This is a genomic window from Capnocytophaga sp. oral taxon 412 str. F0487 (assembly GCF_000271925.1).
Taxonomy (GTDB): Bacteria; Bacteroidota; Bacteroidia; order Flavobacteriales; family Flavobacteriaceae; genus Capnocytophaga; species Capnocytophaga ochracea.
On sequence record NZ_AJZR01000039.1, the window covers coordinates 52,302 to 65,623 of the forward strand.

General features: G+C 40.1%; 13 protein-coding genes. 4 read left to right on the plus strand and 9 right to left on the minus strand.

What is annotated here, in order from left to right; all coding sequences use genetic code 11:
* From HMPREF1321_RS06650 to HMPREF1321_RS06660, 3 genes are all read left to right on the plus strand, one after another.
* The gene (locus HMPREF1321_RS06650) at positions 1-435 is read left to right on the plus strand and encodes a DUF4268 domain-containing protein (RefSeq protein ID WP_009421881.1); all 435 of its coding nucleotides are present in this window, start codon (positions 1-3) and stop codon (positions 433-435) included.
* 184 nt (positions 436-619) lie between these two features.
* Positions 620-1,369 (plus strand): SDR family oxidoreductase, encoded by a 750-nt coding sequence (locus HMPREF1321_RS06655; RefSeq protein WP_034575817.1) that lies wholly within the window; start codon positions 620-622, stop codon positions 1,367-1,369.
* Positions 1,370-1,390: 21 nt separating this feature from the next.
* Positions 1,391-4,549 (plus strand): efflux RND transporter permease subunit, encoded by a 3,159-nt coding sequence (locus HMPREF1321_RS06660; RefSeq protein ID WP_009421913.1) that lies wholly within the window; start codon positions 1,391-1,393, stop codon positions 4,547-4,549.
* A 723-nt stretch (positions 4,550-5,272) separates the two neighbouring features.
* Here HMPREF1321_RS06660 and HMPREF1321_RS06665 read toward each other — a convergent pair.
* The 9 genes from HMPREF1321_RS06665 to HMPREF1321_RS06705 all read right to left on the minus strand — a co-directional run bounded on the left by HMPREF1321_RS06665 (position 5,273) and on the right by HMPREF1321_RS06705 (position 12,804).
* Positions 5,273-6,442 (minus strand): OmpA family protein, encoded by a 1,170-nt coding sequence (locus HMPREF1321_RS06665; RefSeq protein WP_009421885.1) that lies wholly within the window; start codon positions 6,440-6,442, stop codon positions 5,273-5,275.
* A gap of 267 nt (positions 6,443-6,709) precedes the next feature.
* The gene (gene groL, locus HMPREF1321_RS06670; RefSeq protein WP_009421895.1) at positions 6,710-8,344 is read right to left on the minus strand and encodes a chaperonin GroEL; all 1,635 of its coding nucleotides are present in this window, start codon (positions 8,342-8,344) and stop codon (positions 6,710-6,712) included.
* Between the two features lie 24 nt (positions 8,345-8,368).
* On the minus strand, positions 8,369-8,647 hold the full coding sequence (gene groES / locus HMPREF1321_RS06675; RefSeq protein WP_002673428.1) for a co-chaperone GroES: 279 nt from the start codon (positions 8,645-8,647) through the stop codon (positions 8,369-8,371).
* A 203-nt stretch (positions 8,648-8,850) separates the two neighbouring features.
* On the minus strand, positions 8,851-9,228 hold the full coding sequence (gene secG / locus HMPREF1321_RS06680) for a preprotein translocase subunit SecG (protein WP_009421905.1): 378 nt from the start codon (positions 9,226-9,228) through the stop codon (positions 8,851-8,853).
* 11 nt (positions 9,229-9,239) lie between these two features.
* On the minus strand, positions 9,240-10,076 hold the full coding sequence (locus tag HMPREF1321_RS06685; RefSeq protein WP_009421891.1) for a hypothetical protein: 837 nt from the start codon (positions 10,074-10,076) through the stop codon (positions 9,240-9,242).
* A gap of 27 nt (positions 10,077-10,103) precedes the next feature.
* Positions 10,104-10,595, minus strand: a complete 492-nt coding sequence (locus HMPREF1321_RS06690) for an LptE family protein (protein WP_009421919.1) — start codon at positions 10,593-10,595, stop codon at positions 10,104-10,106.
* Between the two features lie 70 nt (positions 10,596-10,665).
* The gene (gene ruvA, locus HMPREF1321_RS06695) at positions 10,666-11,250 is read right to left on the minus strand and encodes a Holliday junction branch migration protein RuvA (protein ID WP_009421912.1); all 585 of its coding nucleotides are present in this window, start codon (positions 11,248-11,250) and stop codon (positions 10,666-10,668) included.
* Between the two features lie 207 nt (positions 11,251-11,457).
* Positions 11,458-12,153 carry a hypothetical protein gene (locus tag HMPREF1321_RS06700; protein WP_009421896.1) on the minus strand — a complete coding sequence of 232 codons (696 nt, stop codon included), beginning with the start codon at positions 12,151-12,153 and terminating at the stop codon, positions 11,458-11,460.
* 66 nt (positions 12,154-12,219) lie between these two features.
* The gene (locus HMPREF1321_RS06705; RefSeq protein WP_009421882.1) at positions 12,220-12,804 is read right to left on the minus strand and encodes a Crp/Fnr family transcriptional regulator; all 585 of its coding nucleotides are present in this window, start codon (positions 12,802-12,804) and stop codon (positions 12,220-12,222) included.
* 248 nt (positions 12,805-13,052) lie between these two features.
* Between HMPREF1321_RS06705 and HMPREF1321_RS06710 the strand changes: the two genes are divergently transcribed.
* Positions 13,053-13,322: DUF4372 domain-containing protein (locus HMPREF1321_RS06710; protein ID WP_009421879.1), on the plus strand; the 270-nt coding region annotated here is incomplete at its 3' end.

Here is a 13,322-nt window from a genome sequence, read left to right on the forward strand (position 1 = left end):
TTGTACAGCAAAGCTGAAGCAAAAAAACTACGCGAAGACTTCTGGATTTCCTTTGGCAAATCCTTCCCTCGGAAATGGACGCTTTACAATACCAAGATAAAGGATTTCAGCTTTAAGTTTTCATTCGACACCCGTAAAGCACGGGTGCTCCTCGCTGTGGAAGACCCTGACGAGGTAACACGTAGTTTGTACTATAACAAATTGTTGTCGCTGAAAACCATTCTGCAAGAACAGTACCTCCCTGACGTTGTTTTCGAAGAGCACTTTCTATTGGACAACGGTAAAGAAATCAGCTGTGTGTATGTAGAATTGCCAAACGTAACCATTCACAACAAAGCTACTTGGCAATCAGCGATGGAGTTCCTCTATCAATCGATGTTGCAGTTTGAAACCTTCTGGGCAGAGTACAAAGACATAATACAAGAAGAAAAATAAGCACTACTTACCTCTGTATAATCCTTTAAAACTTTAAGAAAAGATTAACATCGAACCTCATTCTCACGTAACTTTTTTGTCTTACCTTTGCATAGAATAAGGTAACACCCTCAAAGAGGAAGTGTTTTTTACAATAAAAGCACTTCCTTTTCTGTATTTATTAATATTTAATGAATTGGTAATTATGAAAGAAAACATCAAAGATAAAGTCGTGATTATTACAGGAGCCAGTAGCGGGCTCGGCGAAGCTACTGCCCTTTATTTAGCGCAGTATGGTGCTATAGTCGTAGCGGTTGCGCGCCGTAAAGACCGCTTGGAATCGCTAGTGAAACGCATCGGCTCTCAAGGCGGTAAGGCTCTTGCCATTGTATGTGATGTTACCAAACGTGAGGACTTGGAACGTGTTGCCCAAGAAACGCTCAAAGCTTACGGTCGTATAGATGTGCTGGTAAACAACGCTGGACTTATGGCACAGGCTCCTCTCGAAAAGCTTAAAGTAGACGAATGGGACAAAATGATTGATATCAATATCAAAGGGGTACTCTACGGTATTGCTGCAGTACTCCCAACGATGCAGAAGCAACATAGCGGACATATCATTAACTTATCCTCAGTAGCGGGTTTGAAGGTAGCGGCAGGTCGTGGTACGGTGTACAGTGGTACTAAGTTTGCTGTAAAAGCTATTAGCGAAGGTTTACGAGTGGAGACCGCTAAAGATAACATTCGCGTGACTACCCTTTACCCAGGCGCAGTGGAGAGTGAACTTAAATATGGTAGCTCCGACCCCGAAGCTAGCGCAGGTATTCAGGCTTTTTATAAGGAATATGAGATTCCTGCCGATTCAGTTGCCCGTGCTATTGCATATGCTATTGAGCAACCAGAGGACGTAGCTATCAATGAGATTACTTTGCGTCCTACTAAACAAGAATTTTAATTCAAGTATAACATCTAACTTATGATAAAAAACTTTATTAACAGACCCGTACTATCAACGGTAGTCTCTATCTTAATAGTGATTTTAGGAGTATTGGGGATTATCTCTTTACCTATCTCTCAATATCCTGATATCGCCCCTGTAACGGTACAGGTATCGGCTAACTATGCAGGTGCCAACGCCGAAACAGTGCTTAAAGCGGTGGTGATTCCGCTGGAAGAACAAATCAATGGGGTTGAAAATATGGATTATATTACCTCATCGGCTTCTAATAGTGGTTCCGCAAATATTACTGTGTATTTCAAACAGGGCACTAATGGCGATATCGCGGCGGTAAACGTACAAAATGCAGTGTCGCGTGCCAACTCTATTTTGCCATCGGAGGTAACCCAATCGGGGGTAACGGTGCGTAAACAGAGCTCAGGTAACCTGATGTTTCTTACTTTCTTTTCTGAGAATAAAGAGTTAGACGATGTGTTTCTGCAAAATTACTTGAGCATCAATGTGATTCCTGCAATCAAACGTATCAGTGGGGTAGGGGATGCCAGTGCTTTTGGGGGTAAAACCTATTCTATGCGCATTTGGTTGAATCCGCAAAAACTCCAAGCCTATGGGCTCAATCCTACTGAGGTAACTGCTGCAATTTCAGCTCAGAGTAGAGAAGCAGCTGCGGGTACTTTGGGGCAAAACAGCGGTAGTAGCTATGAATATGTGATTAAGTACAAAGGAAAATACACCCAAGTATCGGAATATGAAAATATAGTACTCAAAGCTTTAGATGGGGGTCGTATTCTCCGCCTTAAAGATGTGGCTAAGGTAGAACTCGACGCGCTCGGATATACAGGATTTTCAGAAAGCAAAGGTCGTCCTGCTGTGGCAATGGGTATCTCGCAAACGCCAGGCTCTAATGCTCACGAGATTATCCAAAATATCGAAAAGCTCTTAGACGAGTTGAAACCTTCTTTGCCCGAAGGGATTACTTATACTATCAACTACAACGCCAACACTTTCTTAGATGCTGCCATTTCTAAGGTAGTGTCTACCCTCTTGGAGGCTTTCTTGTTGGTGTTCTTGGTGGTGTATATCTTCTTGCAAGACTTCCGCTCTACGCTTATTCCTGCTATTGCGGTACCAGTGTCTATCGTGGGTACTTTCTTCTTCTTGAATCTCTTTGGCTATTCTGTCAATATGCTTACCCTCTTCGCCTTGGTATTAGCTATCGGTATAGTGGTGGACGATGCTATTGTGGTTGTCGAGGCGGTGCACGCCAAGATGGAACAAACTCACGAGAAAGCTAAACCCGCTACAATTTCAGCTATGAACGAGATTACAGGAGCGATTATCTCTATCACCCTTGTGATGGCAGCAGTGTTCGTGCCGGTAACCTTTATGGGTGGTACTACGGGCGTCTTCTACAAACAGTTTGGGGTAACTCTGATTGTAGCCATCGTGATTTCAGCTATCAATGCACTTACTCTCAGTCCGGTGCTTTGTTCGCTCTTCCTCAAACCTCACGGCAATAAAGAATATGAAGAAAAGTCGTGGTTCGGCAAGTTCTTCCACAAGTTTAATATAGCTTTCAATGCCGCTACGCATAAATATGGGCAAACCTTTACCTTCTTCCTTCGTCATAAATGGGTAACCTTAGTGCTCTTACTTATGGCAGGAGGTGGTATCTATTTTGCCAATAAAAGTATGAAATCGGGGTTTGTGCCCAGTGAAGACCAAGGGTTTGTGATGATGGATGTATCTATGATTCCTGGGGCATCTATGGAACGTGTCGCCAATATTATGCGTGAGGTAAACGAAAGTCTTTCCAATATTCCAGGGGTGGAAAACGTTACCTTTGTAACGGGTCGCGGTATGATTTCAGGCGAAGGTAGTAATAATGGTATGGGTTTCTTCAAGCTGAAACCTTTTGAGGAACGTTCTAAACTCCCAGGTCAAGACATTCAGTCGATTATCAACAATGCCTTTCGTGCTGTTGCTAATATCAAAGATGCCAATGTGATTTTCTTCCAACCGCCTTCCGTGCCTGGTTTTGGTGTAGGAGGTGGGGTATCGTTTGTACTTTTGGATAAATCCGGAAGTGATATCAGTGAGGTGAACAAGAATGCACAAGAGTTCTTGGGTGCCCTGATGCAACGTCCCGAGATACAGTTTGCTCAAACCTCTTTCAATGTGAACTATCCACAATACCAAATGGATATTAATGTAGAACGCGCTATGCAATCGGGTATTACGGTGAGTACTATTCTATCGACCTTACAGAATTATATAGGGGGCTTCTATGCAACTGACTTTACCCTTTATGGAAAGCAATACCGTGTAATGGTACAATCGTTGCCCGAAGCGCGTAAAGACCTCAATAGCCTTAATAGCTTATTCGTGAAAACAGGTAGTGGAACAATGGCACCTATTACCGAGTTTGTAACTCTTACACGTACTTTCGGTCCGCAATCGCTCAGCCGTTATAACCTCTTTACTTCGGTGTCTATTTCGGCTCAGAACAATCCTGCCTATAGTACAGGTGATGCTCTGAAAGCAGTACAAGAGGTGGCTGCCCAAACCCTCAATAATAATTATGGAATCGACTATACAGGTTTGACACGTGAAGAACAGAATGCAGGCTCACAAACCATTCTCATCTTCTTGCTCAGCTTGGTGTTTACTTATTTTATTCTTTCAGCACAGTATGAGAGTTACCTATTGCCACTATCAGTGCTCTTTTCATTGCCTTTTGGTATCTTTGGAGCGTATTTAGGACAATGGCTTTTTGGATTAGAAAATAATATCTATTTCCAAATTTCCCTCATTATGCTAATGGGACTCTTAGCTAAAAACGCGATTTTGATTGTAGAATTTGCTGTGCAACGCCGTCGTATGGGTGAAAGCCTATCTAAGGCAGCTATCAATGCCGCAATGGCGCGTTTGCGCCCTATCTTGATGACCTCCTTTGCCTTTATCGTTGGTTTGATGCCATTGGTATTTGCCTCAGGGGTAGGAGCAGCAGGAAACCGTTCAGTAGCTACGGGAGCCGCTATCGGTCAGCTTATTGGTACCTTTTTCGGACTTGTTGTGATTCCGGTATTCTTTGTATTCTTCCAAGCGATACAAGAGAGTATTAGTGGTCATAAAGAAAAAGAAGAGATATTTGTAGAGCCTACGGGAGAATATTAAATGCCTGTGGTGCTACGACAAAAAAGGCTGTCTGTTAAAAAGCAGACAGCCTTTTTATTTTCTATTACAGCACATTATTTCTAGGTCGTTTTTGCGTCCAATACTTTGCCAAAGTTGGAAACTTTAGTAAAATTGATATCCCTTTTGTATCGCAGTCCGTATAAATCTCATTTCTTTAGCTACTAAATCAGTTCTATAAACCTCGTAGATTTGTGAAATCTGTGCAATCTGTAGGATTTTTTTAATTATCTAATGTTTTAATATACCGAGCTCACCGTAAAAAGAAAGTAGTAACATTGCTTTTTATCTGTTAAAAACGCTATTTTAACACTTTTTCTTCAATAAAGATATAAGGGCTTTTTACCTATTGATATCCAATATTCTAACACCTTTCCTTCGTCTTAGATTCGTCTTAGGTTCGTCTTAGCTTCGCTCTACCTTCGGTTAAACTTCAATTAAAAGATAACAAGGGTTTTTCTAATATTTTACTGATACATAATGTTTTAACGTTTTTGATGCCACAAAAGACTACCAAGTGTTCTACTTTCTAAACTTTAAAAAAATTGCAAAGGTTTAAAAGTTATTAACATTTTTTCAGCAGTGCTCTCACTTCTTTTAAATTGACTTGAACTCACGTAATAGAAAATAAAAAAGGCTATCCTAATTAGGATAGCCTTTTTCCTTAATTTTTATTTGTAAGTTCTTATTTTGTAGGGTATTTGATTACTCTACGATATTAGCGATACTTACACGGTTCCAATCTGGTTCACTGAACATATCACCGATACCATTACCTTCAGCTTGGATTCTATCAGCTGAGATTTTGTAACGTTTAACTAAAAGATTTTTAACAGCTTCAGCACGAGCGGTAGCTAATTGTTTGTTCTTTTCTAAGTTTCCTTCTGGTGAAGCATAACCTTTGATACTAACTTTAGCATTACTATATTTGTTAAGGTAAGAAGCGATACGCTCTACGTTAGGCAATTGAGATGCATCGATAGTACTTTTAGCTACACGGAAAGTAACTACTGATTCCAAAGTTTTCTTGTTTTTAGTAACTACTTTTTCTACTACTTCTGGTTTCTTGTTGCGAGCTGCTTCTAAGTCATCTTGCAATTTATTAACTTGTCTTTGGCAGTCAGATAATTCCTTGTTTTTGCTGTTCAACTCATCACGAAGTCTACCCAATTCTGCGCTATTGTCAGGATTTTGAGTAGCAGTAGTGAAGTGGTGAGCACCATTGCTTCCTTTAAAACGGTAAACCACACCAGCAGTTACTTGAGTCCAAGAGTTTTTGAGGTTCAACTCATTACTAGAAACAGATTCAGCACGGTTTTCTACACCATCAACCCCATAAACAAGAGCAGGGCTAATTTTGATACCCCAAGCTTTACTTTGTCCTAAGTTGAAAAGCAAGTTAGAACCAAACTCAGCAGTCATAGTGTTTAATACATTAGGAGCTTTTCTATTGTCAGCACCTTGTGGATATATGTGTGCCCAACCTAAACCAGCGAAACCTTCTACTTCGAAGAAACGAGGTGTTCCTTTGTAACCAGCGATAAGGTTGCTCAAGTTTACAGTACCTACCAAACTTACGTTTGACATATCTACAAAGTTTCCAAACTCTGGATCATCGTCAAATTGTACTGGACGTACATACGCCATACCTTCAACGCCTAAACGGAAAGCTGGAGAGATTTGTTTGCCAATCTCAGCTCCAAAAGTGGCACGGGTGTTTTTGATAAAAGCTTCACGGGTAGTCCAAGAGAATCCACCACCTTTAACACCTACTTGCCAGTTGTCAAAAAATTTGCTCTTACTTAGCATATCTTGTGCGTTAGCACTTGTTATCACTGCAACGACAGTTGCAATACTTAATAAGGTTTTTTTCATATAAAAAAATGTTTATTACTTGTGTTTTAAAATTCGTGGCAAATGTACGATTTTTTTTATTTGTACAATCATTTTTAGTAATAAAATATATGCTTTTCGCATTTTTATCCTGTTTTTTAACGTTTTATTTACAAATCATTTGCATTTCTTTCACATTTCAAAGAGTTAATATAGTTTTTGGGTGTAAAAAATCAGGGAGAGTTTCATTGTAAACTCTCCCTGATTTTCGTGTTAATAAAATATGATAATAATGCTATGAATTTACAATTACATCATTCCTGGCATTCCACCACCCATTGGAGGCATTGCAGCTGCTTTATCGTCTTTGATGTCTACCAAAGCACATTCGGTAGTGAGAATCATACCAGCTACTGAGGCAGCATTTTCAAGGGCTACACGGGTTACCTTTTTAGGGTCGATGATACCTGCTTTAAACATATCGGTATAAGTACCTGTTTTAGCATTGTATCCGTAAGCATCTCTTGAAGCCTCGAGTACACGAGCTACGATTACAGAACCTTCAACCCCAGCATTTTCTACAATAGTGCGCAAAGGAGCTTCCAATGCTTTGAAGATAATTTTAATACCTGTTTCTTCGTCGGCATTGAGAGGTTTTAGTTTTCCTAAAACATTTTTAGCACGAATAAGCGCTATACCACCTCCTGCTACGATACCTTCTTCAACAGCTGCACGAGTAGCGTGAAGGGCATCATCTACACGGTCTTTTTTCTCTTTCATTTCCACTTCCGAAGCAGCACCTATGTAGAGCACTGCTACCCCACCAGAGAGTTTAGCTAAACGCTCTTGTAGTTTTTCACGGTCATAATCAGAAGAGGTGTTCTCGATTTGTGCTTTGATTTGTGCTACACGCGCTTTGATATTATCAGATTTTCCAGCACCATTTACAATAGTGGTGTTATCTTTGTCGATACTTACTCTTTCGGCAGTACCAAGCATATCGATAGTAGCGTTTTCAAGAGTGAAGCCTCTCTCTTCGGCAATTACAGTACCACCCGTAAGGATAGCGATGTCTTCGAGCATTGCTTTACGACGGTCACCAAAACCAGGAGCTTTTACAGCAGCGATGCGAAGGGTACCGCGCAATTTGTTTACTACTAAGGTAGCTAATGCTTCACCATCGATATCTTCAGCGATAATCAAGAGGGGTTTGCCAGATTGAGCTACAGGCTCTAATACAGGAAGCAAGTCCTTCATAGTAGAGATTTTCTTGTCGTACAACAAGATATAAGGGTGGTCGAGTTCTGCAACCATCTTTTCAGAATCGGTTACGAAGTAAGGAGAAAGGTAACCGCGGTCGAACTGCATACCTTCTACTACATCTACGTAAGTATCTGTACCTTTTGCTTCTTCTACGGTGATAACCCCTTCTTTACCTACTTTCTCGAATGCTTGAGCGATAAGTTCGCCAATAGTATCGTCGTTGTTAGCAGAGATAGAGGCTACTTGTTTTATTTTTTCAGAAGAAGAGCCTACTTCTTTAGCTTGTTTAGCCAAGTGTTCTACGATTTTTGCTACGGCTTTATCAATACCGCGTTTTAAATCCATTGGGTTAGCACCAGAAGCTACGTTTTTAAGACCTTCTTTTACGATAGCTTGTGCTAATACAGTAGCGGTAGTAGTACCGTCGCCTGCGAGGTCATTGGTTTTAGAAGCTACTTCTTTTACCATTTGAGCGCCCATATTTTCGAGAGCGTCTTCTAGTTCTATTTCTTTAGCAACGGTAACCCCGTCTTTGGTTACTTGTGGTGAACCAAATGATTTGCTAATAATCACATTACGACCACGAGGTCCTAATGTTACTTTTACTGCATTTGCTAATGCATCAACGCCACGTTTTAAACCTTCGCGAGCGTCTATATCAAATTTAATATCTTTTGCCATTTCTTTAGTTTTTAGTTTTTATGTTTAGATAACTGCTAATACGTCGTTTTCACGCATAATAAGGTAGTCTTTACCTTCTAATTTTAGTTCAGTACCGGCATATTTGCCATAGAGTACTGTATCGCCTACTTTTAGGGTTACAGGGTTATCTTTAGTACCTGCTCCAACGGCTACAACCGTACCTTTTTGAGGTTTTTCTTTTGCAGTATCAGGAATGATAATACCTGATGCGGTAGTAGTTTCGGCCACTGCCGGCTCAATCACTACTCTATCAGCTAAAGGTTTAATATTCAATTTTGCCATTATTGTTTAGTTTTTAGTTATTTTTTTGTTTAGAAAAAAGGAATTAGGTGTTAGGGAATTACATCGCCCGCGCCCCCTTCGAAAGGGGGGATGTGGGGATGTTATCTAACCTTTTCATTCAAGTATTTTAATTCCTTTTATAAAAAATCGAAGAGGATATTTCAGAAAGTATGCCAATCTGTAAAAACTGACTTTTTGTCAGTTTAGTTACCTGTATTAGAAGATGTGGCAGGAGTAGCAGGCATTTGGGTAGCATTGTTGGCAGGTGTTTGTTGGTTAAGAGGGTTTTCTATAGGGGCAGCAGGGGTATTGCCATCGAGCAGTTTAGAATCGGCATTTACACCGGTATTGCCTTGTAGTAAGGTGTTGGCGATAAGGATAAGCACTCCTAAAGCAGTAGCAAACGTCCAAGTACTGCGTTCGAGGAAGTCGCCTGTTTTTTTCACGCCACCTACTACTTGAGTATTGCCACCGAAAGTAGAAGAGAGTCCGCCTCCTTTAGGGTTTTGTACCATAATTACTAAAGCGAGTAGCAAACATACTACCACGATAAGCACTAAAAAGATGTTGAATGTAGTCATTTCTCTATAAATTAAAATAAATTATTTTGTTGTAGTTTTTTGATATTTTCTATTTGGGCTGCAAAGTAAGCACTTTTTTCTGGATTTTTCAAAATTAATATTTCATACGCTTGTATAGCTTGCTTAAATTTGCGCTGATTTACATATACTTGTGCCAATGTTTCAGTCATTAATTGTTTAGGGTCTGAGTTTACATCATCGGCTAAATTTACGTTGGATACATAGTCTTTGGAGGCTTCAATCTTAGGATTGTTTTCCAAAAACTTATCAATGAGTTTGAACTTCTCGGCTACCTTGTCGTCTTTATAAGATACTTCGGTATGGTCATCGGAGATGTTTTCTAACCATTGAGAGATATTGTCGGTATCAGTTTTAGGTTTTTCCTCTGTTTTTGGTTCAAAAGCATCGGCTAACTCTTGGTGATTTACCAAATCTTCGGGGAAAATAGGTTCTTCGAAAATAGATTCGGGTACATTAGGGCGATACAAGCGCGGTTCGTGGTCGATGTAACTTACCTTAGGAGGTGTATTCTCAGTTTCTTCGGCTTCCTTGCGTTCTCTCGCTTTGCGAATACGTTCAAAATCACGGCGCAGGGCTGAGAAATCAGGGATAATACTTTTAGAATTAATAAAGTCAAACAATACTGAGCGGTCGGTTACGTGTACCGCAGCGAGTTTTAAGGCTTTGTTGTACTTGTAGTTTCCTTCGGAATGCAATATTTTGAGTTGTAACACCCTTGCTGCTTGAAAATAAGGATATTCCTTCACTATCTCGTCGAGTTCATATACTTGATCATCGTTAATAGTGTAGGGATGCCTAATAATCTCTATGAATTGTTTTACTGTCAATCTTAGCTTTTTATCTTTACCTGATTGTTACCAATCTGCCAATGAGGCGTTAAAAATATCTTGGGTGATACGCTCGAATATCTGTGGGATAGCTTCGCCTTTTACCGAGTTGAATTGCGCAGCAGCAGGATAATCATAGTAAAAAGAAAAGCGTTTTTCAAAGTCTTTTTTATCTTCTTTATGATTAGTAAAGCGCACATTTACGCCTATGGTTACACGGTTTTGGGCAGCGGTTTGTCCTGCGGTAGCTGTCATAGGGGTAATGTTAAACTCTACGATTTCACCTTCGTACACCAGGTCGCCATTGCGGTCGGTAAGGCTGAGGTTGGTTTGGTTGTTAATCAAATCTTGTAAGGCGATGGTAAAATCGCGATCGAGGCCAGGTTCTACCAAGGGAGCATCGTTGCGAAAGAAGTTTACTTGAAAAGTCTTTGCATCGCCTGTACTTCCTCCTGTAAAGTTGTAGATACCACAACTTATAGCAGTGAAAGCTAAGAGTATATATAAGATATATTTCATTTTACCAATCAATTAGCGGGCAAAGATACGAAAATAATTACGAATGACAAATTACGAATGATGAATTTTTTTACAAACGTTTAAGGGCTTGCTTGATGATTTCTTCTACTGAAAGCTCTTCGCTACTTGATTTGATAATGATATCGACTACTTTTTCGGCTTGTTTGCGCATAAAGCCCAATACTTCTAAGGCGGCAAGTGCTTCTTCTTTATGGGTACTTACAGCGTTCATAGGCACCTCTTCAAAGTCTTGGAGCTTGAGCATTTTATCTTTTAAGTCTAATATTACCCGTTGGGCTGTTTTAGCACCTATACCTTTTACTGCTTGAATGGTAGCAACCTCGCCATTGATGATAGCACTGCCCACTTGTGCAGCGGTAAGTGCTGAGAGCATCGTACGGGCAGTGCTAGCACCTACTCCCGATACCGAAAGAAGCAATACAAACACTTCGCGTTCGGCTTTGGTGAGGAAACCATAGAGTGTATGGGCATCTTCTTTTATTTGCAGATAAGTGTATAGCTTAATGGCTTCGCCTTCGGGTAGCGCTGAATAAGTATTCAGACTGATATTTACGAAATAGCCCACCCCGTGACAGTCGATTACTACGTGAGTAGGGTTCTTTTCTACGAGTTTTCCTTGTAATTGTGTAATCATTAGTTCAATTTGTCGATTGAGTAGTGCAAAAGTACAAATAATTAAAGAATTAGCAAGTTAGAAAATGAGAGAATTAGGAAATTAGCAAATGGGGTACTAGTTACAGTCTTGAAATAGAGGAGATTAACTTTGCCAAAGGTGCGAGCCGCACAGGCAGTCGTAGCACGACGGGCAATTAACTTTGGCAAAGTGTGTGATTCTTCATTCTTAATTGTCAATTGTGAATTGAGAAAGAAGCTCTTCCGAGCGTTTGCGTCCTGCTAAATAATGGGGGTCAAGCTCTATCGCTTTTTGTAGATAGGCGATGGCTTGCGCGCGGTATTTGTGCTGAGGGTGTTGCTTTGCCCACGCCCAATACACAAAACTCATTATCTTCCACGAAGCATACTCGGGATTTTGAGCCTCTTTGCGGATGATATTTTCAAAGTCGATTTTGGCTAAAGCGCGCTTACTGAAATAAAACCAAGGTAGGTTCTCGGCTACGCTACCGCGCATAAATTCAGGAAGATAGTGTACCGCTCCGTACTTTTTAATAGCCGTTTCAAAAAGCTTAAAACTCTTGCCGATAAGTGAGAGCTTGAAAGTTTCGCCGGCTACCAAAGCCATTGCCGAAGCCTCGTAAGAAAGGATAAAAGGTTGTAACGCCTTAGGTGTTTCGGGGTTGGCTTCGCATTCTGATAAAATCGTGAGACTCTTTTGCGCATAGCCTTTGTACTGCTTGCTAAAAAAGCCTAAATTTAAGGCTACTTCGTGATAAATAATCCCTAAGCGCACTTTGTTCAGCAAGGAAGGTTTTGCCTTGTAATCAGCTTCTACTTCAGGAAGTTTGGCTTGTAAAAGGTCGTTGTCGATGAATTCCATTACATCGTCTAAGGCGATTTGATAATCGTTGAGTGTTTTCATTACGCGTTCTTTTTTAAATTTGGGGCAAAGGTACGGCGCAATGAGCTCCTCACTCGTTGACTTAAGTTAAGATTTTTTATTGTGCATACGTTTTTGCAATCGGCTTAAACTTTCGGGACTGATACCCAGTAGATTGGCAATGTACTTCTGCGGTACTCGCTGAAAGAGTTCAGGGCGTGAGTGCAACAGATGCTGAAAGCGCTCTTCGGGTTTATCGGCAGCAAGGTACATAGCGGTATCGGTGGCGCGCTGTAAGATTTGTTCCGCCATCAGCCTGCCGAAAGTCTCAAAGTTGTGATGCAGGGCGTAAAGGGCAAAGAGCTGTTCTTTACTGATACTATAAACGGTGGTCTCGTCTAAGGCTTGCAACGACAGATTGGAGGGGGTACCGTTATTAAAACTCATAAAGGCGGTCGTCCATTGATTTTCAAGCGAAATATCACAGGTCTTTTCGGTGCCGTCGTCTTTGGTATGAAAGTGACGCACACAGCCTTTGACAATAAAAAAGAGATGTTTACAAGGCTGAGGGGCTTCTAAAAGCATTGCTTTTTTAGCAAAGATGCGCTCTTCAAAAAAGCTGTCTACCGCGCTGAGTTCTTCGTCGGTAAAAGGAAGGGCTTGCTGAAAATGTTTTTTTAAAGAATCGTACATTGACAAAGCTTATTACTTTAATACTGATATTAAATTAACTATTAGGAGCGACAAAAGTAGGAGAAAATTAGCAAATTAGCAAATGAGAGAATTAGAAAATGGGGTGCGAGTTACAAGCTTGAACTAAAGAAGATTAACTTTGCCAAAGTTTCAAACCAAAACTGTAAGGAAGATTTATAAAGCACTGATTTTTAACTATGTTTTTTTGTAGGAATACTGTGTAAGTATTATCTTTGCAAAAAAAAGTTATGACCACTATAATAAAGAATAGAAAAAGAATTTCAAATATCTTTTCTAAGATAGAAGATAAAGAGTTAGAATTTCTTGTAAAAGAAACAGGAGTCGATAAATATAGCAAAAAACTTAAAGGAATAGAAATATTTAAGTTGCTAATTTTCGGTGCTTTGACAGATGATAGAGCTAGTCTAAGAACCTTTGAAAACTTTTATATCACAAATTTCTTTAAAATGATTGCTAAGATATCACTTACTAAAGTCATATCACATAGTAGCATTGCA